The sequence below is a fragment of the Ewingella sp. AOP8-B2-18 genome (assembly GCF_052376015.1).
Classification (GTDB): Bacteria; Pseudomonadota; Gammaproteobacteria; order Enterobacterales; family Enterobacteriaceae; genus Ewingella; species Ewingella allii.
Genome location: NZ_JBQSVB010000011.1, coordinates 50,683 through 69,408 on the forward strand (window position 1 = coordinate 50,683; position 18,726 = coordinate 69,408).

At 51.4% G+C, this 18,726-nt stretch carries 18 protein-coding genes; 9 read left to right on the top strand and 9 right to left on the bottom strand.

Annotated elements, in window-relative coordinates:
• Positions 1-57 precede the first annotated feature (57 nt).
• From cysE to ACT3RR_RS18820, 5 genes are all read right to left on the bottom strand, one after another.
• A complete protein-coding gene (gene cysE, locus ACT3RR_RS18800) occupies positions 58-879 on the bottom strand; it encodes a serine O-acetyltransferase (protein WP_034794571.1) in 822 nt (273 codons plus the stop codon).
• Between the two features lie 82 nt (positions 880-961).
• Positions 962-1,981, bottom strand: a complete 1,020-nt coding sequence (gene gpsA, locus ACT3RR_RS18805; RefSeq protein WP_353503840.1) for an NAD(P)H-dependent glycerol-3-phosphate dehydrogenase — start codon at positions 1,979-1,981, stop codon at positions 962-964.
• Positions 1,981-2,451 carry a protein-export chaperone SecB gene (gene secB, locus ACT3RR_RS18810; RefSeq protein ID WP_034794567.1) on the bottom strand — a complete coding sequence of 157 codons (471 nt, stop codon included), beginning with the start codon at positions 2,449-2,451 and terminating at the stop codon, positions 1,981-1,983. Before secB ends, gpsA begins: the two co-directional genes overlap by 1 nt.
• Before the next feature lie 68 nt (positions 2,452-2,519).
• Positions 2,520-2,771, bottom strand: a complete 252-nt coding sequence (grxC, locus tag ACT3RR_RS18815) for a glutaredoxin 3 (protein WP_034794565.1) — start codon at positions 2,769-2,771, stop codon at positions 2,520-2,522.
• A 49-nt stretch (positions 2,772-2,820) separates the two neighbouring features.
• Positions 2,821-3,252: a rhodanese-like domain-containing protein gene (locus ACT3RR_RS18820; RefSeq protein WP_496200910.1), complete on the bottom strand. Its 432-nt coding sequence runs from the start codon at positions 3,250-3,252 to the stop codon at positions 2,821-2,823.
• Between the two features lie 303 nt (positions 3,253-3,555).
• On the opposite strand from ACT3RR_RS18820, the gene gpmM reads away from it, so the two are divergent.
• The 3 genes from gpmM to ACT3RR_RS18835 all read left to right on the top strand — a co-directional run bounded on the left by gpmM (position 3,556) and on the right by ACT3RR_RS18835 (position 7,542).
• A complete protein-coding gene (gene gpmM / locus ACT3RR_RS18825; protein ID WP_353503838.1) occupies positions 3,556-5,100 on the top strand; it encodes a 2,3-bisphosphoglycerate-independent phosphoglycerate mutase in 1,545 nt (514 codons plus the stop codon).
• A 226-nt stretch (positions 5,101-5,326) separates the two neighbouring features.
• Positions 5,327-6,592: a murein hydrolase activator EnvC gene (gene envC / locus ACT3RR_RS18830; protein WP_485903861.1), complete on the top strand. Its 1,266-nt coding sequence runs from the start codon at positions 5,327-5,329 to the stop codon at positions 6,590-6,592.
• Between the two features lie 2 nt (positions 6,593-6,594).
• On the top strand, positions 6,595-7,542 hold the full coding sequence (locus tag ACT3RR_RS18835; RefSeq protein WP_496200911.1) for a divergent polysaccharide deacetylase family protein: 948 nt from the start codon (positions 6,595-6,597) through the stop codon (positions 7,540-7,542).
• A gap of 66 nt (positions 7,543-7,608) precedes the next feature.
• On the opposite strand, the gene tdh is transcribed toward ACT3RR_RS18835, so the two are convergent.
• Positions 7,609-8,634, bottom strand: coding sequence for an L-threonine 3-dehydrogenase (gene tdh, locus ACT3RR_RS18840; protein ID WP_496200912.1), 1,026 nt, complete (start codon positions 8,632-8,634; stop codon positions 7,609-7,611).
• A gap of 9 nt (positions 8,635-8,643) precedes the next feature.
• Positions 8,644-9,840 carry a glycine C-acetyltransferase gene (locus tag ACT3RR_RS18845; RefSeq protein ID WP_353503836.1) on the bottom strand — a complete coding sequence of 399 codons (1,197 nt, stop codon included), beginning with the start codon at positions 9,838-9,840 and terminating at the stop codon, positions 8,644-8,646.
• 243 nt (positions 9,841-10,083) lie between these two features.
• On the opposite strand from ACT3RR_RS18845, the gene rfaD reads away from it, so the two are divergent.
• The 6 genes from rfaD to ACT3RR_RS18875 are packed head-to-tail and all read left to right on the top strand — an operon-like array spanning position 10,084 to position 16,488.
• Positions 10,084-11,016, top strand: a complete 933-nt coding sequence (rfaD, locus tag ACT3RR_RS18850) for an ADP-glyceromanno-heptose 6-epimerase (RefSeq protein WP_353503835.1) — start codon at positions 10,084-10,086, stop codon at positions 11,014-11,016.
• Between the two features lie 32 nt (positions 11,017-11,048).
• Positions 11,049-12,098 (top strand): ADP-heptose--LPS heptosyltransferase RfaF, encoded by a 1,050-nt coding sequence (gene rfaF / locus ACT3RR_RS18855; protein WP_486033757.1) that lies wholly within the window; start codon positions 11,049-11,051, stop codon positions 12,096-12,098.
• The gene (gene rfaC / locus ACT3RR_RS18860) at positions 12,098-13,060 is read left to right on the top strand and encodes a lipopolysaccharide heptosyltransferase RfaC (RefSeq protein WP_496200913.1); all 963 of its coding nucleotides are present in this window, start codon (positions 12,098-12,100) and stop codon (positions 13,058-13,060) included. The genes rfaF and rfaC overlap by 1 nt, the downstream gene beginning before the upstream one ends.
• Positions 13,060-14,229 carry a glycosyltransferase gene (locus ACT3RR_RS18865; protein ID WP_353503832.1) on the top strand — a complete coding sequence of 390 codons (1,170 nt, stop codon included), beginning with the start codon at positions 13,060-13,062 and terminating at the stop codon, positions 14,227-14,229. The genes rfaC and ACT3RR_RS18865 overlap by 1 nt, the downstream gene beginning before the upstream one ends.
• Before the next feature lie 20 nt (positions 14,230-14,249).
• A complete protein-coding gene (locus tag ACT3RR_RS18870; RefSeq protein WP_353503831.1) occupies positions 14,250-15,512 on the top strand; it encodes an O-antigen ligase family protein in 1,263 nt (420 codons plus the stop codon).
• On the top strand, positions 15,499-16,488 hold the full coding sequence (locus ACT3RR_RS18875) for a glycosyltransferase family 2 protein (protein ID WP_441656054.1): 990 nt from the start codon (positions 15,499-15,501) through the stop codon (positions 16,486-16,488). The genes ACT3RR_RS18870 and ACT3RR_RS18875 overlap by 14 nt, the downstream gene beginning before the upstream one ends.
• Positions 16,489-16,494: 6 nt before the next feature.
• Here the strand turns inward: ACT3RR_RS18875 and ACT3RR_RS18880 are convergent, their stop codons facing one another.
• Both ACT3RR_RS18880 and ACT3RR_RS18885 read right to left on the bottom strand, forming a co-directional pair.
• Positions 16,495-17,595, bottom strand: coding sequence for a glycosyltransferase family 9 protein (locus ACT3RR_RS18880; RefSeq protein WP_353503829.1), 1,101 nt, complete (start codon positions 17,593-17,595; stop codon positions 16,495-16,497).
• Positions 17,588-18,553 carry a polysaccharide deacetylase family protein gene (locus ACT3RR_RS18885; RefSeq protein WP_496200914.1) on the bottom strand — a complete coding sequence of 322 codons (966 nt, stop codon included), beginning with the start codon at positions 18,551-18,553 and terminating at the stop codon, positions 17,588-17,590. The genes ACT3RR_RS18880 and ACT3RR_RS18885 overlap by 8 nt, the downstream gene beginning before the upstream one ends.
• Positions 18,554-18,726: the final 173 nt, after the last annotated feature.

The following is an 18,726-nucleotide window of genomic DNA, read 5'->3' on the forward strand; positions in this document are numbered from 1 at the left end:
TTTAAGTAGAAGTAAAAGCAGAAATGGCATGTGAACACATGCCATTGATAGCCAGACTTAGATCCCGTCGCCGAACTCAAAGCCTTGCGTAATACCGTTGAAATGCTGATCCATGTCCATCGAAGGCCTTTCGCTCTCTGGGCGACCGACGATGCGGGCAGGAACCCCTGCCGCCGTGGTGTGTGCTGGAACGGATTGCAGCACCACTGAGCCAGCGCCAATCTTGGCACCTACGCCAACTTCAATGTTGCCGAGGATCTTGGCACCCGCGCCAATCATCACGCCTTCGCGGATTTTTGGGTGGCGATCGCCGCAGGTCTTGCCTGTCCCGCCCAGCGTGACTGACTGCAAGATTGAGACGTCGTTTTCGACCACGGCCGTTTCACCAATGACGATACCCGTCGCGTGGTCGAGCATGATGCCGCAACCAATTCGCGCTGCCGGGTGGATATCCACGCCAAAGGTGACGGAAATTTGATTTTGGAAATAGATGGCCAGCGCCTGGCGGTCTTGCTTCCACAGCCAGTTACCAATGCGGTAAGCCTGTAGCGCGTGAAAACCTTTCAGATAGAGCAGCGGCGTAGAGTATTTATCCACGGCCGCATCGCGCTGATGCACCGCGAGAATATCGCGCGCGGCGGACAGCGTCATCTGGGCGTCATTGCGATAGGCCTCTTCCACCACTTCACGAATGGCAATCGCTGGCATAATCGGGCTGCCCAGCTTGTTAGCCAGAATGTAGCTTAATGCCCCGTCGAGGTTTTCATGCTTGAGCAACGTCGCATGAAAAAAGCTCGCCAGCATAGGTTCACACTCAGCCAGCGCTCTCGCCTCTGATTTAATGTTTTTCCAGACCAGTTCCAGCTCTTCTAACGACATTACTGTTCCTTACGGCTTCGATAAGATAATAAAAAGCCGCTCTATCGGGTGACCAATAGAGTGGCTCTGTCCCGGCTTACAATCAGTGGCTGCTTTTTTCGTCTTTACTGGCACGAGCCAGCAAGCTGATTGCCGCTTCGCGGGCATCTTTCTGGCAATACAGTACTTGATAGATTTGCTCAGTGATTGGCATTTCAACGTTATAACGCTGTGCCAGCGCACGGACTTCTTTGGTATTACGGTAGCCTTCGACCACCTGACCAATCTTATCCTGCGCGCCCTGAACATCCATCCCCTCGCCCAGCATAATGCCAAAACGCCGATTACGAGATTGATTGTCTGTGCAGGTTAACACCAAATCACCCAGCCCCGCCATGCCCATAAATGTGGACGGATCAGCACCAAGTGCTGAGCCAAGGCGGCTCATTTCTGCTAAGCCACGGGTGATAAGCGCGGTGCGCGCATTGGCACCAAAGCCGATGCCATCGGACATCCCGGCACCAATGGCAATCACGTTCTTCACCGCGCCGCCAAGCTGCACGCCGACGAAATCGGGATTGCTGTAGACACGGAAACTCTTACCGCAGTGCAAAAGCTGTTGCAGATCTTCAGCAAATTCTGCGTCGGTGGCGGCCAGCGCTATCGCGGTAGGCATGCCGGCTGCCAGCTCTTTGGCAAAGGTCGGGCCAGAAACCACGGCTAGCGGAATGTCATCGCCTAGAATTTCGCGAGCAACGTCTTGCAGCAGACGGCCCGTTTCCGCCTCGAGGCCTTTAGTGGCCCAGACGATACGAGAGTCAGCGCGAAGATGAGGTTTAATCTGCTGGAGCACGTCACCAAACACGTGGCTCGGCACTACCACCAAAATGTTGCGGCTAGCGGCCAGCGCAATGGCGAGGTCAGTTTCCAGCACCAGGCTGTCAGGGAAAGGAACGTCCGGCAGAAATGCCTGATTGCAGCGAGCAGCCTGTAACGTGCGAATGTTATCGGCGTTATGGCCCCACAGCACCACGTTGTGGCCATTTCTGGCGAGCGTTATGGCTAAAGCGGTGCCGTATGAGCCGGCACCGATCACAGTCATTGAAGCATTGACGGTTTTCATCAGGCATCCTGATGTGGTTCTGCACCTTCGCCTTCAGCCTGCTGTTGCAAGTAGTTCATGAACAGCGCGTCGAAGTTCACAGGTGCCAGATTCAGTTGCGGGAAGGTACCGCGAGAAACCAGGCTGGTAATGCACTCACGAGCATATGGGAACAGAATGTTCGGGCAGTAAGCACCCAGGCAATGTGCCAGTTGGTTCCCATCAATGCCGGAGATGGTGAAGATACCACCTTGTTGCACTTCACACAGGAAAGCAGTGTCGTCGCCCAGTGAAGAAGTCACGGTCACACGCAGTACCACTTCATACACTTCATCAGCCAGCTGGCTTGAAGCAGTATCTAAATCAAGTTTAACTTCTGGCTGCCAGTCTTGCTGGAAAACCTGAGGCGCGTTTGGCGCTTCGAAGGAGATATCCTTGGTGTAGATACGCTGGATCTGGAAAGCCATCTCGGTGTTGTTTTGTTCTGACATGTAAGTAGTACCCTTAAGTTAATAGTCCTTTAAACACTTGATTAAATTACATAACTGCCTGATGTCGCTTACAGCAACGGATCAAGGCCACCTTTGGCATCAAGTGCATGTAAATCGTCGCAGCCACCAATGTGCTGTCCGTCGATAAAAATCTGAGGAACGGTAGAAGGACCGCCAGTACGCGCGATCATCTTTTCACGTTTGTCCGCATCGCCATCAATGGCGATTTCTTCAAAAGCCGCGCCCTTGCTGTTAAGTAACGCTTTCGCACGGTGGCAATAAGGACAGGTTGCCTTGGTATAGATTTCAATTTTAGCCATGGTAGCCACCTCAAGTGTCGTAGATGTATTACTGAGTAATTTGAAGCAATTACTTACCGCGAGCCAGTGGCAGGTTTTCGCTGCTCCAGCCAGAGATACCGTCTTTCAGGGTATAAACCTGTTCAAAACCAGCACTCACTAAGCCTTCTGCCGCAGCGCGGGAAGAGGTGCCATTGGCGCAAACCACGATAACTGGCTGTGCTTTATGCTTCACCAGCTCACCCAAATTGTTGCTCTTAATGTCGGCGCTCAACACGTTTAAAGACATGGAGATATGGCCTTTCCGGAATTCTTCGCGTGCGCGCACGTCAACCACAACGGCGTCTTCTTTGTTGATCAGGCGGGTCGCTTCACCACGGGAGATCTCTTTTACTTTAGAAAAACGCGTCTTAAAGGTGGTCACAATTACTGCAATCAGCAACGCAACCCACGCTAGGCTGAGAACCGGATGCGCACTAATGAACGGCATAATATCTTGCATGGGGTGTAGCAACTCCCGTCAGTTGGGGGAAAATTCAAGGCTTGAGAGTATACCTGCGCGCTGCGGCAAATACAGCCAGTATGCATCTCCTAATGCCACAAACTGCGGCATATCTCGGAAAATTAACACGCATTTATCCCACTTGTTAATCCATACATTGCCCAACTTTGATCTCTCAGGGCTATTTGTGTTTTCACTCTGACGTAAAATCCTCTCGCAAAAAGTGGGAATAGCCACGCCAAACCCGTGCTGCGGGCCACGGCGAGCCTATTCAACATTTACTCTTTTAATGAGGCTTTTGACATGTCGAGCAACAAAAAACCTATGGTACTGGTGATTCTGGACGGCTACGGGCACCGCGAGGAATCACAAGACAACGCCGTTCTGAATGCCAAAACGCCGGTGATGGATAGCCTGTGGCAGACTTACCCGCACACGCTGATCGCCGCCTCAGGTCTGGACGTTGGCTTGCCCGACGGCCAAATGGGCAATTCCGAAGTCGGTCATGTCAATCTGGGGGCGGGACGTATCGTTTATCAAGACCTGACTCGCCTCGATAAAGAAATTAAAGAAGGTGATTTCTTCGAAAATGCCGTGCTGGCCGGGGCTGTCGACCGCGCCGTAGCCGCGGGTAAAGCCGTGCACATCATGGGCCTGCTCTCTGCGGGCGGGGTTCACAGCCACGAAGACCACATCATGGCGATGATTGAACTGGCCCATCGTCGCGGCGCAAAAGCCATTTATCTGCACGCTTTCCTCGACGGTCGCGACACCCCGCCACGCAGCGCCGAAAGCTCACTCCAGCGCTTTAGCGAAAAATTCCAGCAGTTGGGCACTGGCCGTATCGCCTCCATTATTGGCCGTTATTACGCCATGGACCGCGATAATCGCTGGGACCGCGTGCAGCAAGCTTATGATCTGATGACGCAGGCCAAAGGCGCGTTCACCGCCGATAACGCCGTGGAAGCCCTGCAAGCCGCCTATGCTCGCGATGAAAACGATGAGTTCGTCAAAGCCACCGTGCTGCGCCGCGCGGGCGAAGCCGATGCCGCGCTGGAAGACGGCGACGCGATGATTTTCATGAACTTCCGTGCCGACCGTGCGCGTGAAATCACCCGCGCATTTATCAGCCCCGACTTTGACGGCTTCACCCGCGAAAAGGTGATTAACTTCGGCGATTTCGTGATGCTGACGGAATACGCCGCCGATATCGATGCCGAGTGCGCCTATCCACCCGCTTCACTGAAAAACACCTTGGGCGAGTGGCTGATGGCCCACAACAAAACCCAGCTACGCATCTCCGAAACGGAGAAATATGCTCACGTCACCTTCTTCTTCAACGGCGGCATGGAAGACCCGTTCGCCGGTGAAGATCGCATTCTGATTAAGTCGCCGAATGTCGCAACTTATGATTTGCAGCCGGAAATGAGCTCGGCGGAACTGACCGACAAACTGCTCACCGCCATTGGCAGCGGCAAGTACGACACCATCATCTGTAACTATCCAAATGGCGACATGGTGGGTCACAGCGGCGTGTATGAAGCGGCGGTAAAAGCAGTGGAAACGCTGGATGAGTGCATTGGCAAAGTGGTCGAGGCGGTGAAACAGGTGGGCGGCCAGCTACTAGTGACGGCCGATCACGGTAATGCCGAACAAATGCGCGACCCGGCAACAGGGCAGGCGCACACCGCGCACACCAATCTGCCGGTGCCGTTGATTTATATCGGCGCAGACGCGCAGGTGGTCGAAGGCGGCAAGCTTTCCGATATCGCGCCAACCATGCTGTCGCTGATGGGTATGAAAACCCCAGCGGAAATGAGCGGTAAGCCGCTATTTATCGTTAAATAGTCCTGAACGACGTCTAAACGGGCCGCATTTTAAGCATTGCGGCCATTTAAAGGACGTCGGTTATGCACTACAGTTTTAAGGCGTATTAGCGCGGCTAGTACGCCTTTTTTGTTTGTGCATCAGGCTGTTGATTAGTGGTACGATAACCTGAAGGACAGCCAGATTGTCTATCATCCACGGTCGGCAAGCAGGAAAAAGTTTGAGCAAATTCATCAATTTCAGCGCAATGAAAAACCGTCTTTCTATTAATGATAAGACGACATCAGGCAGCCCGGCGTCCGCATTTTTGCTTTGCGCCTCGTTACTCGTTCCTGCTTTTGTTGCTCACGCTGACGACAATAAAGACCAGCTCAAAACTCTCCAGCAAAGCATCGCCGAAAAAGAGAAAAGCGTTAAGCAGCAGAAACAGCAGCGCAGCTCGTTGCAGGATCAGCTTCAGGCGCAGGAAAAGATCATCGCCTCGGCCAGCCGTGGGCTGCGTGATACCCAATCGACCCTCGCCACCCTCAATAAAGACATCGCCAATTTAAATGCCTCGATAGACAAACTGCAAAAACAGCAAAAAAGCCAGGAAGAAATTCTGGCGAAACAGCTGGATGCCGCCTTCCGCGTCGGTCAGCACAGTGGGTTACAACTGCTGTTGAGTGGCGAAGAGAGCGAGCGCAGTGAACGCATTTTGGCCTATTTCGGCTATTTCAACCAAGCCCGTCAGAAGTCTATCGAGCAGCTTAAGCAAACGCGCACCACGCTGGCCGCGCAGCGCGTCTCGCTGGAAGCCAAACAGACCCAGCAGAAAAGCTTACTGAGCGAGCAGCAGAGCCAGCAGCAAAAGCTCGAACAGGCCCGCGCAGCGCGTAAACAGACGCTAAGTTCGCTGGAAAGCTCATTGCAAAAAGACGAGCAGAGCCTGTCCGAACTGAAGGCCAACGAAACGCGCCTGCGTGACAAGATTGCCGCCGCCGAGCGCGCCGCCCGCGCTCGCGCAGAGAAAGAGGCCAAAGAGGCCGCGGCTATTCGCGCCAAAGAGCAGCAAGCCAAGAAGAAGGGCTCCACCTACAAACCGACGCAGGGCGAGCAGGCGCTGGTGTCGCGTACCGGAGGGCTGGGTCGCCCAGCGGGGCAAGATATTTGGCCAGTTCGCGGCGCTATTCTGCACCGATTCGGCGAACAGCTGCAGGGTGAGCTACGCTGGAAAGGCATCGTGATTTCGGCTCGGGAAGGGAGCGAAGTCAAAGCCGTCGCCGATGGCCGCGTTCTGCTGGCCGACTGGCTGCAGGGCTACGGTCTGGTGGTGGTTATCGAGCACGGTAAAGGTGATATGAGCCTTTATGGTTACAACCAAAGCGCGCTGGTGAACGTGGGTGATCAGGTTAAATCCGGTCAGGCCATTGCACTGGTGGGTACCAGCGGAGGTCAGGGCCAGCCATCGCTGTATTTTGAAATTCGTCGTCAGGGCCAGGCCGTTAACCCACAGCCGTGGTTGGGAAGATAGCATTGCGATATAAAAAGTCCGTTTTAGCCGCGCTGTGCGGCACCGTCCTGTTTGCCTGTCAGGCTCAGGCAGCGAAATTAGCCATCCTTATTGATGATTTTGGTTACCGCCAACAGAATGAAAATCAGGTGTTGCAGATGCCCAAGGCCGTCTCCATCGCGATTTTCCCCAATGCGCCAGACTCGCACATCATGATGGAGAAAGCCCACCAGCAGGGCCGTGAGATCCTGATCCACCTGCCGATGGCGCCCCTGAGTAAACAGCCGCTGGAAAAAGATACCTTAACGCCGTCGATGAGCAGCGAAGAGGTGAAACGTATTGTGGATCAAGCGATTAAGAGCATCCCTTACGCCGTCGGCATCAACAACCATATGGGCAGCGCCATGACCTCCAGCCTGCCGGGTATGGAGAAGGTGATGCAGGCCATGAACACCCACAGCCTGTTTTTCCTCGACAGTATGACCATCGGCAATACCAAGTCAGTGCAGGCCGCCGCCGGGACTCAGGTGCGCGTCATCAAGCGAAACGTCTTTTTAGATGATGTGCAGAATGAAGCTGAGATCCGCAAGCAGTTTGAGCGCGCCATCCAGCTTGCGCGCCGTAATGGCTATGCCATCGCCATCGGTCACCCGCACCCGACCACGGTGCGCGTGTTGCAGCAAATGTTACCGAACCTGCCGTCTGATATCGTGTTGGTGCGTCCAAGCGATCTGCTGAATGAGCCGACCCGCAGCACGCCGGGCAAAACGCCGACCAAAGTCACGCCGCCGAAAACGCTGTTTAAAGGGGCGCGCCTCTGTACCAGCAAGAAACCTGTGGCGCCGGTGTACGCTGACACTATGTTCAAGGTTATTGGTGAGAGCGTGGCACAGCTGCCTGCCGTCACCTTTGTTGAGCGCACTTGGGACACCTGGTTCGCCGATGCCCCGAAAGGCGTGGAAAAACCGTAAAACATCCCGCGCTTTCAATGCAAAAGGCCAGCAAATGCTGGCCTTTGTCTTTGGTGCAGCGGGAGCTTACTCCCAGTTCAGAATCACTTTACCCGACTGGCCGGAGCGCATAGCGTCAAAGCCTTTCTGGAAATCATCGATAGAGAAATGGTGAGTGATAAGCGGGGTGAGATCCAAACCAGACTGGATCAGCGCCGCCATCTTGTACCAGGTTTCAAACATCTCGCGGCCGTAAATGCCCTTGATAAACAGACCTTTGAAAATCACCTGATTCCAGTCAATCGACATGTCGGAAGGCGGAATACCCAACAGCGCGATGCGCCCGCCGTGGTTCATGGCGTTGAGCATGGAACGGAAGGCCGGTGGCGCGCCCGACATTTCCAGACCGACATCAAAGCCTTCGGTCATACCCAGCTCGGTCATCACCTCTTCTAGCGTCTCATTTTTGACGTTGACCGCGCGGGTCACGCCCATTTTGCGCGCCAAATCCAGACGGTATTCATTCATATCAGTGATGACCACGTGGCGTGCGCCCACGTGCTTACAGATTGCCGCCGCCATGATACCTATCGGGCCAGCGCCGCTGATCAGCACGTCTTCGCCGACCAAATCGAAGGAGAGCGCGGTATGCGCGGCGTTGCCCAGTGGGTCGAAGATGGCGGCGAGGTCGTCAGAGATGTTGTCTGGGATTTTGAAGGCGTTGAAGGCTGGCAGCACCAGATACTCGGCAAAGGCCCCCGGACGGTTCACCCCGACGCCCTGCGTGTTGCGACACAGATGGGTGCGTCCACCGCGACAGTTGCGGCAGTGGCCGCAGGTGATGTGGCCTTCACCAGAGACGCGGTCGCCAATGTTGAAGCCTTTGACTTCCTGACCGATGCCGACCACTTCGCCGACATATTCGTGGCCGACCACCATCGGCACCGGGATGGTCTTCTGCGACCATTCATCCCAGTTATAGATATGCACGTCAGTACCGCAAATGGCGGTTTTACGAATTTTAATCAGCAGATCGTTATGGCCAAGCTCAGGCACTGGCGCATCCGTCATCCAGATACCTTCTTCACGCTTTAATTTTGCTAACGCTTTCATGCAGGTTCCTCAGGCAATCACGCCAAGCTTTTTACCAATACGGGTGAAGGCGTCCACCGCCTTTTCGATTTGTTCGGTGCTGTGCGCGGCAGACATCTGGGTGCGAATGCGCGCCTGACCTTTTGGTACCACCGGGAAGAAGAAGCCGGTGACGTAGATGCCTTCGTGCTGCAAGGCCGCCGCAAACTCTTGCGCCAGCTTCGCTTCGCCCAGCATCACCGGGATGATCGCGTGGTCAGCGCCAGCCAGCGTGAAACCGGCGGCGGTCATTTTCTCGCGGAACAGCTGGGCGTTGCTCATCAGCTTCTGGCGCAGTTCACTGCCCTGTTCCAGCATGGAGAGCACTTTCAGCGAGGCGGCGACGATGGAAGGTGCCAGTGAGTTGGAGAACAGATACGGGCGCGAGCGCTGGCGCAGCCAGTCAATCACCTCTTTGCGCCCCGCGGTGTAGCCGCCAGACGCGCCGCCCATGGCTTTGCCGAGGGTGCCGGTGATGATGTCCACGCGACCAATCACGTCGCAATATTCGTGGGTGCCGCGACCGTGCTCGCCGACAAAGCCCACGGCGTGGGAGTCATCGACCATCACCAGCGCGTCAAAACGCTCGGCCAAATCGCAAATCCCGTTCAGGTTGGCAATCACGCCATCCATGGAGAATACGCCGTCGGTGGCGATCATGATATGTCGCGCGCCCTCGGCTTTGGCCTGCTCGAGACGGGCTTCGAGTTCGGCTAAATCGTTGTTGGCGTAGCGATAGCGCTTGGCTTTGCACAGGCGCACGCCGTCGATGATCGACGCATGATTCAGTGCATCCGAAATAATGGCGTCTTCAGGCCCCAGCAGCGTTTCGAACAGGCCGCCGTTGGCATCGAAGCAGGAAGAATAGAGAATGGCGTCGTCCATGCAGAGGAAGTCGGCCAAGCGACTTTCCAGCTCTTTATGGGCATCTTGGGTGCCGCAGATAAAGCGTACCGAGGCCATACCGAAACCGTGGCTGTCTAAACCGGCCTTGGCGGCGGCGATAAGCTCAGGGTGGTTGGCGAGTCCAAGGTAGTTGTTAGCACAGAAATTGATGACCGGTTCACCACCAGCAACGGTAATTTCCGCCTGCTGTGCTGAGGTCAAAATTCGCTCTTCCTTGAACAGACCATCGGCACGCGCCTGATCAAGTTCTTCTTCCAGTTGGCGGTAAAACGAAGCGGACATAACGTTATCTCCTGAAAATGACTCATTCGTCAGACACATTACTAATCCGGCTAACGAATAACGAGTGAAGCTGTCAGAATTTCTTTATTTTGTAGCATAGTTCACGCCTTAAGCCCTGATGCACTAGAATCCAACGAATCAGATAGCTTCCGAATGTGACTGACATAATGAAGTGTTATGATATTGCCAACTGAATAGACCGCGCATGGTGCGCGGTTTTCTAAATGATTAAAGGTGAGTCTCATGATAATCGTCACTGGCGGCGCTGGTTTTATCGGCAGCAACATTATTAAATCGCTTAATGATATGGGATATCGCGATATTTTAGTGGTCGATAACCTGAAAGACGGCACCAAGTTCGTCAATCTGGTTGACCTCGATATTGCTGATTATTGCGACAAAGAAGACTTCATCGCCAGCATCGTTGCCGGGGATGACCTTGGTGATATCGACGCAATTTTCCATGAAGGTGCCTGCTCATCCACCACCGAGTGGGATGGCAAGTACATGATGGATAACAACTATCAGTACTCCAAAGACCTGCTGCACTTCTGCCTTGAGCGCGAAATTCCGTTCCTCTACGCCTCTTCTGCGGCCACCTACGGCAGCCAGAGCACCAGCTTTGTGGAAGACCGTAAATACGAACAGCCGCTGAACGTCTATGGCTACTCCAAATTCCTGTTCGACCAATATGTGCGTGAAATTCTGCCGCACGCCCAGTCACAGATTTGTGGTTTCCGTTACTTCAACGTCTATGGGCCGCGCGAAGGCCACAAAGGCAGCATGGCCAGCGTGGCTTACCATCTGAACAACCAGATCAACGCGGGCGAGAATCCAAAACTGTTCGCTGGCAGTGAAGATTTCAAACGTGACTTCATCTACGTGGGTGACGTCGCCGCAGTGAACCTGTGGTTCTGGCAGAATGGCGTTTCCGGCATATTCAACTGCGGGACCGGCCGTTCAGAGTCCTTCCAGGCCGTGGCGGAAGCCGTGATCGAACATCACCAGAAAGGCCAAATTGAAACCATTCCATTCCCTGAAAAACTGAAAGGCCGCTACCAGTCTTTCACTCAGGCTGATATGTCTGCATTGCGCGCCGCGGGTTATGACAAACCGTTCAAAACCGTTGCCGAAGGCGTGGCTGAATACATGACGTGGCTTAACCGCGCGGTCTGATACTCAGTGTTGAGTTAAGGAATGTGTAAGTAATGAAAATGCTGGTCATTGGCCCTTCTTGGGTGGGCGACATGATGATGTCGCAAAGTCTTTACCGCACCATCAAGGCCATTGAGCCAGCGGCAGAAATCGACGTGATGGCACCGGCCTGGTGCCGTCCGCTGCTCGACAGAATGCCAGAAGTTAGCCGCGCCCTGCCGATGCCTCTAGGGCACGGGGCGCTTGAACTGGGTGAGCGTCGGCGTCTGGGCGTTGCCCTGCGCGAGAACCACTATCAGCGCGCCTTCGTTCTGCCTAACTCCTTCAAGTCCGCACTGGTGCCCTTCTTCGCCAAGGTTCCGCAAAGAACCGGCTGGCGAGGCGAGATGCGCTACGGCCTGCTCAATGATATTCGCGTACTGGATAAGCCCGCTTTTCCATTAATGGTGCAGCGCTACGTGGCGCTGGCCTATGACGCCAAGCAGATTCACTCTGCGGCCGACCTGCCCCAGCCTCTGCTGTGGCCGCAGTTACGCGTCACGGAGACCGAAGTCGCCGACGTCAGCCAGGCCTTCGCGCTGTCTGCTGCAAGGCCGGTGATTGGCTTCTGCCCCGGCGCCGAGTTTGGCCCGGCGAAACGCTGGCCGCACTACCACTACGCCGCATTGGCCGAAAAGTTGATTGCCGATGGCTATCAAGTGGTGCTTTTTGGCTCGGCAAAAGACCATCCGGCGGGTGAAGATATTCGCGCTGCGCTGACGGATTCCGCGCAGGCGCTGTGCCTCAATTTGGCAGGTAAAACCTCACTTGACCAAGCCGTGGTGCTGATTGCCGCCTGTCAGGCAGTGGTCAGCAATGACTCCGGCCTGATGCACGTCGCCGCCGCGCTGAATAAGCCGCTGGTCGCACTCTATGGCCCGAGCAGCCCTGATTTCACCCCGCCGCTCAGCCAGCACGCCAAAGTCATTCGCCTCATCACCGGCTATCACAAGGTGCGTAAAGGGGATGCCGAACAGGGTTATCATCAAAGTCTGATCGACATTCAACCCGAGCAGGTTTATCAAGAGTTGTCACAGCTGTTGGTTTCAGGAAAGGATTTGTAATGCGGGTACTGATTGTCAAAACATCATCAATGGGCGACGTCCTGCACACCCTTCCTGCGTTAACTGATGCGATGAACGCCATTCCGGGTATCTCGTTCGATTGGGTGGTGGAAGAAGGGTTTGCACAAATTCCTAGCTGGCACCCGGCTGTCGATCGCGTTATCCCGGTGGCCATTCGTCGCTGGAGAAAAAACTGGTTTGGCTCGGAAACGCGTCAGCAACGCTGTGATTTCAAAAGAGAACTGCAATCGCGCACCTATGATGCGGTGATTGACGCACAGGGCTTAATCAAGAGCGCGGCGCTGATCACCCGCGTCGCCAAGGGCCGTAAACATGGGCAAGATGCCAAAAGCGCCCGCGAGCCTTTCGCCAGCTGGTTTTTCAACCAGCGCCACGAGATAAGCAAGCAGCAGCACGCCGTCGAGCGTACGCGCGAGCTGTTCGCCAAAAGTCTGGGCTATGAGAAGCCGGAAACACAGGGCGATTACGCTATCGCTGCACGCTTTTTGGTAAACCCGCCTGCCGATGCCAATCGCTATCTGGTTTTCCTTCACGCCACCACGCGGGCCGATAAGCACTGGCCTGAAAGTCACTGGCGCGAGCTGATTGGCTTATTCAGCAATCAGGACATTGTGATTAAACTGCCTTGGGGCGCGGAGCACGAACATCAGCGCGCTTGCCGTCTGGCGGAGGGTTTCGAGCACGTCGTGGTACTGCCGAAGATGAGTCTCGAACAGGTCGCCAGCGTGCTGGCCGGCGCGAAAGCCGTGGTGTCAGTAGATACCGGCTTGAGCCACCTCACCGCGGCCCTCGATAGGCCTAACATTACGATTTATGGCCCGACCGACCCAGGATTGATTGGCGGTTATGGGAAGAATCAGCAGTCTTTAACTGCGGAAGACAAGGACATGTCGTCTATTTCGGCGGCGAGGGTATTTGAAGCTTTAGGTGGGCAACGCTAATGAAGAAGCTGCATGTTATTAATTTGGAAAAGATGGGAGGCGTTGAACGCCTTTTCCTTCAATACATTAATAATGATCCTGACAACATTAATGAGATTCTTTGTATAAACAGTCAGGTAGGCAGCGAAATAGAGAAAAAGCTGGCCGGAAAAAAAGTGTCATATGCCAACCGGATATTCAACGGCTTCTCAACGCGTTACCCTCAGTTTTTGCGAAAGTTTGTACTTAAACATAAAATCGAAAAAGCCAATGCTGATGTGATTGTCGTATGGGACTTAGTGCCAGTACTTGCCGCAAAACCGAAACGCGGAAAGTTCATTTATTACGATCATGGCTGTTCGTGGCGCTATCCCAAAAACAGCAAAACCTTGGGCTTCTTCGCTATGTTAGATGGCGTGATGTCTGCCTCATGGGCCTCGAAACGCGTGATGGAGCTACGATTCAACTTGCCGATTGCATGTGAAGTGGTACCGAACAGAATTGAAACACCACCCGGCGTACATTACGAAGCCAAAACGCTGCCTGAGACTGTTCGGATTGGTACTGCCTCAAGATTGGTCACACTAAAAGGAATCAGCGTCTCGCTTCTCATGATGCGCGAGTTGCTCAACCGTGGTCACAAGGTGAAACTGGAGATTGCCGGTAAAGGTCCAGACCGGCAATTGCTGGAAGAGTTGACTGAAAGGCTTGAGTTGAAAAATCACGTTACCTTTAGCGGTTTTCAGGACAATGTGAGTGAATTCTTCAATCGCACCGATGTCTACATGAGCACGCCGGTGACCGAGCCATTTGGTCTCTCCTGCGTTGAGGCGCTCTATTTTAGCGTGCCGGTTATTTTTCCCTTTGTGGATGGGCAGCCCGAGGCTGTGAAAGATAAAGAGTGTGGGCTGGGATTAGTCCCTAAAGTCAGCGTTGCAGAGCACCAAAAACTGACGGGGATTAAAGTTGATTTCCCTTATGAGGTTTATGATCCGCTTGAAGATAAATTAGTTACACCAAAACTGCTTTGTCATTTAGAGTGTGCAGATGCGTTTGAACAAATGATTCAAGAACCTAACTATCAAAAATTACGAGAAAACGCGCACAGGTTCACAACGCAATCTTTAGATTACAGCGCCTTCAAAAAACAGTTTGAAGCTATCCTCGCTCGTTACGTTGCCGAAGAATAGGCTATTTGGAATATAAATAGATGATCAGAAGAGAAACGCCTCATCCAATTTTTAGTTACGCGATATATTTTGGATGCCTGCTCAGCATTTGTACTGTTTCATTTGACTGGGGCAACGGCCGCAACATTTTGTTTATCACCAGCTACATTGCTTTTATTGCGCTTATTTTTAACTTCAAATACTACACTCGTCAAAAGTGTTTATTATTAGCCCCTCTGTCCTTTGTGGTGCTAGGACTTGCCAACCTTTTTTGGGTTGAAGCTTTCAAAAAACCTGACGAATACATTGACCTCTATCGGGCATATTTTGTAACTGGGAAAATATTAATTGCAACAGGATTTATATTACTCATTGCACTTAATGAGCAGTTAAAAGTAAAAAACTGGCTTATTCCAGCACTTATCACCTTGGGCATCGCTGTAAACGGTTACGCTATATACCAGTCGATGCATGCTACCTCTTTACGTATTGAGTTAAATTTTGATAGAGCAACCGTTGCAGCTTATATAATAACGGCCATTAATATTTTAATGCTCTATTCCCTACTTCAGCTTAAAAACAAATTCAATGCCATCTTCTTTTCTTTGGGCTTCTTAATTAGCTTCGTTTCAATTATTCATACAGAGACACGCGCAGCAATACTTGTTTTCCCAGTAGTCAGTGTATTGATGTTCACCTTTTCTAGAAACGTCTCGACGAAACAGAAATACACTTACGGCATAGCCGTGGTTGTACTGATAGCCTTAAGCTCTTACTTTCTTAAAGATGTTATTGAAAAAAGAATAGCAGCATTTAGAGCAGATATAGCTCAACAATCGATCTCGACGCGTGAAAACTCAGTGGGGGATCGGATCGCGATGTTGAAAGCGGGGATTATTACCGGTAATAAACATTTACTTGGCCAATCGGCTGAACAACGCGGTAAGGATATCGCCGCGATAGCACTTAAAGACCCCGAATTAGCAGATGCCGTACCCTATGTAACTATTCACCTGCATAATGAGATTATTGATAACTACTCTCTTCGTGGCGTTTGGGGGGTGATTCTCTTATTAGCGCTGTATATAGCGTTGTTAATCCTTGCGTTTAGAGTACAAAAAAATGCCGCTCTCTTGGCGATAACATTAGCCATGATGACCTACGGTTTAAGTGATGTACTGTTCTTTAGCTCCGAAGCAGCTGCAATCTTTGGACTTGCGACAATTTTGAGTGTATTAATTGGTAATACGGCGATAAAAAAGCAGTCGCAGCTTCGGGAAAATGAGAAAAATGTCGTTGTCTAAGCAACCATTGTTATCAGTTATCGTTCCTTTTTACAATAATGAAAACTTCATTGTAGATGCATTACGATCCTTGTTTTCTCAAATCAATGACGATGTTGAGGTTGTTATAATTGATGATGGGTCTACAGATAACTCTAAGACTTTAGTGGATCGTCTCCTTCAGACGCTGAAGGCCTCTAACTTCTCTTTCATCAGCCACGAAAACCAAGGCATTGCGGCGACACGAAATGTAGGTTTACACCATGCAAAAGGCACCTATATCACCTTTTTGGATGGCGATGATATTCTGAGCCCGGATTACTATGCGACGCTAGCACCTTATTTACATCAAGGTGAGTTTGATATTATCGATTTCAACTTCCTGCAATTCACCGACACCGTGCCACCGGGTGTTTCAGATGAAACACATCGCTGTATACCCTATGACTGCTTGCAGCCCGAAAGTTATTACTTAAAGCCGGTATTTGAGCGTTCAAACTGGCATCTGTGGAGCAGGATCTTCCGCAGGGAAATACTCAATGGAGAGAGTTTTGAGAATGGCTGTCGTTACGAAGACGTGATTTTCACGCCCTTCCAATATTTTAAAACCAAGAAAATTGCTCATATAGACAAAGTACTTTATTACTATCGGGTCAATAACTCAGGTATTACGAGAAATATTCAAGCCAAAGACATTGATGATATCTTATTCGCGATGAGTAAGATGCTTGCATATATCCAAACATGTCCAAATCGCGATAAAGTTGCGGAGATTGTCGCGCCAATGATTGAAAATTGCTTTATTGAAGCAAAAAAAATGACTAAGAAAGTATATGGTTATTACTATTATACGCCTGAAAATATCGCGCTTTTCAAACTCGCTGCCGAGCTATGCAAAAACACATCTCTTTCTAAAAAGAAATATTACCAGATGAAGTATCCATTCATGGATACTTTCATCTCGAAAATAAATTATCACGTAAGACTTAGACGATAATTGCTCTCACTGTTTATTTTTTAGCCCAACGTGTGAAACCAGTTCAGCATAGACTCGCTCAGGCTGAATAACCCCCATAGGGCTAATTTCTTCCAAATCTATGGTGTAGCCGGTCCGTGATACCTGAATGATCCGATGCAACTCAGTATCCTGGATAGGACCAGTAGATCTTGAATCTGCGGTAACAAACAGGCTGATGGTTTTGGTCTTCACACCCACGGCAAGATGCAATGGGCCGGTATCGCCGGTGACTAAAACATCAAAACCATCAATCAAAGTGATCAGCTGCTGTAAGTCAGTCTTCCCAATTTGATTAGTCACGATTTCTTTATTTTTATCAGAAAGCTGGCGAAGCAGTTCTTCACCGCGAGCTGTGTCAGTGCCCCCGCCAATCAGTACTATTTTGACCGCCGAGTGACGCTGAGCAATCATATCAATCAGCTTCGCGAAATGAGCTATCGGCCAGCAACGCGACTCGGTGGAAGCGCCAATTTGCATACCAATGACCGTCGCGTCGGGATCTTTTATTCCGGGCTGATAAGGCGAGGGAATTTCCATTGCGACAGCATTCGGATCGCACCCCAGTACACTGACGAGTTCCATTTTTCTACGTACGAAGTGACCGTAATAATAAAAAACATAATTTGAAAGCCACTCTTCGAGCCCGCTAATACCATTCATATAATTATCTCTAATTATATATTTTACGCCCGCCATGACGGCGCTAATGACATCATAAGGCAGATGAGAATGGAGAATCAAAGCCAGATCAGGCTGATGTTCTTTCAGTGACTTAACTAGAACAGGCAATGATTTAATCTTGTTATCCCAATAAACAACGCGATCGTAATGAATGCCATTTTCCACCAGTTGCTGATTTTTTTTATGAGCAACCAGGGTGATATAAGCGTTCGGATAACGCTGTCTAACTTCACGGATTGCTGGGGTGTTAAACATAAAATCTCCCAGTGCCGTCGTAGAATAAATCACAATGCTGTCGAAATGCGTTTGTGCATTCAGGGTAGATTTATCGAGCAATCTACCTTTTCTTGGAACGTAACGACGCAAGAACCAATTGGTTAACTTTACTTTCCACTTTTTAGACATCTTGATTCACTTTCGTCTGATAATATTCTGCCAGCGTCATACCTTGGGTACGTTCCTTAAGCCATTCAAACAAACTTTCTAAATCCTGATACAAGATCTCAATATCCTCTGGCGTCTTAAACGTCGGGCTGCCGCCGGGCATAAATTCAGAGGAATGGAGCATAAACTCAACAAAATCGTGGCCCTGCTCCAGGCTTTTGGAAGCAACACGTTTCATATTTTCGGCATTTCCGCCCGAAGGACGCAGCCAATGCACAGAGTGCTGACGCTTTTTGCCGCGTAATGCGTTAACGCCCTGCTTTAAGCCGTTAATCCAATGTGGATATTTGTACTGAATGCTCATCGGCACTTCGAGCAGCGTCGACTGGCCTGATTGGGCAATATTTTCCGGATCGATAAAATAGGAATGAGATGGAAAATGGCGGTAATCCGTCCCGCCGTTGCCCTGCGGTGCGCCCGGAGATGTCTGCCAGTTCACCTTCGGCGTGACCGAACAATCGACCTGATAACCAAACTCCAGCAGCAATGAAGCATAATACTCATTCATCGCCCAGCGGCCCGCGCGGTGGCTCAACATTTTGGTTTGGAATGAGTCTTCCAACAGTCGCGTCATATACTCGACTTTTGCTCGGATTTCTTCACGAGGGAATTCGATCAGATAAGGCTTATGGCGCCAATCATCATCTGTCAGTGGCGAAATTGGCGGGCTGTTCCAGGCATGGAGATGCATCCCCACCTCACCCTGACCTCGGGCGATCACGTCACGCGCAAACTCCACGTACTCGGCATCTTTCGCCATTTCATAATTGGTGAGGTAAACCGGCTTGAAGCCATAACGCTCACACAATGCCTGAAAACGCGGCAAAAAATGCGTATTCTTCGTGAGAATATGCTCATGATTTTGCCAAAGGTTGTCGCCTTCAGTGTCAATCGTGATGATAAATGCGGGTTTTGTCATAAAACATGCCTGATGAAAACTGTTGGGGCCAAATGACCCATTCGCACGGAATAATACATAATGTAGTGTGTCCACGAGTCGATTTGGACAACGCGCTGCACTTTTTGTTGCTTATTCTTTGGTATTTTCCCTAGCAAGGCAAGAAAGGCGTGGAAGTATGGCAACATCCTCCA

Bases quoted from the DNA above. Each gene is read 5' to 3' on its own strand.
- cysE (WP_034794571.1), bottom strand. From the start codon at position 879: ATGTCGTTAGAAGAGCTGGAACTGGTCTGGAAAAACATTAAATCAGAG.
- gpsA (WP_353503840.1), bottom strand. From the start codon at position 1,981: ATGAAAACCGTCAATGCTTCAATGACTGTGATCGGTGCCGGCTCATAC.
- secB (WP_034794567.1), bottom strand. From the start codon at position 2,451: ATGTCAGAACAAAACAACACCGAGATGGCTTTCCAGATCCAGCGTATC.
- grxC (WP_034794565.1), bottom strand. From the start codon at position 2,771: ATGGCTAAAATTGAAATCTATACCAAGGCAACCTGTCCTTATTGCCAC.
- ACT3RR_RS18820 (WP_496200910.1), bottom strand. From the start codon at position 3,252: ATGCAAGATATTATGCCGTTCATTAGTGCGCATCCGGTTCTCAGCCTA.
- gpmM (WP_353503838.1), top strand. From the start codon at position 3,556: ATGTCGAGCAACAAAAAACCTATGGTACTGGTGATTCTGGACGGCTAC.
- envC (WP_485903861.1), top strand. From the start codon at position 5,327: ATGAAAAACCGTCTTTCTATTAATGATAAGACGACATCAGGCAGCCCG.
- tdh (WP_496200912.1), bottom strand. From the start codon at position 8,634: ATGAAAGCGTTAGCAAAATTAAAGCGTGAAGAAGGTATCTGGATGACG.
- ACT3RR_RS18845 (WP_353503836.1), bottom strand. From the start codon at position 9,840: ATGTCCGCTTCGTTTTACCGCCAACTGGAAGAAGAACTTGATCAGGCG.
- rfaD (WP_353503835.1), top strand. From the start codon at position 10,084: ATGATAATCGTCACTGGCGGCGCTGGTTTTATCGGCAGCAACATTATT.
- rfaF (WP_486033757.1), top strand. From the start codon at position 11,049: ATGAAAATGCTGGTCATTGGCCCTTCTTGGGTGGGCGACATGATGATG.
- rfaC (WP_496200913.1), top strand. From the start codon at position 12,098: ATGCGGGTACTGATTGTCAAAACATCATCAATGGGCGACGTCCTGCAC.
- ACT3RR_RS18865 (WP_353503832.1), top strand. From the start codon at position 13,060: ATGAAGAAGCTGCATGTTATTAATTTGGAAAAGATGGGAGGCGTTGAA.
- ACT3RR_RS18870 (WP_353503831.1), top strand. From the start codon at position 14,250: ATGATCAGAAGAGAAACGCCTCATCCAATTTTTAGTTACGCGATATAT.
- ACT3RR_RS18875 (WP_441656054.1), top strand. From the start codon at position 15,499: ATGTCGTTGTCTAAGCAACCATTGTTATCAGTTATCGTTCCTTTTTAC.
- ACT3RR_RS18880 (WP_353503829.1), bottom strand. From the start codon at position 17,595: ATGTCTAAAAAGTGGAAAGTAAAGTTAACCAATTGGTTCTTGCGTCGT.
- ACT3RR_RS18885 (WP_496200914.1), bottom strand. From the start codon at position 18,553: ATGACAAAACCCGCATTTATCATCACGATTGACACTGAAGGCGACAAC.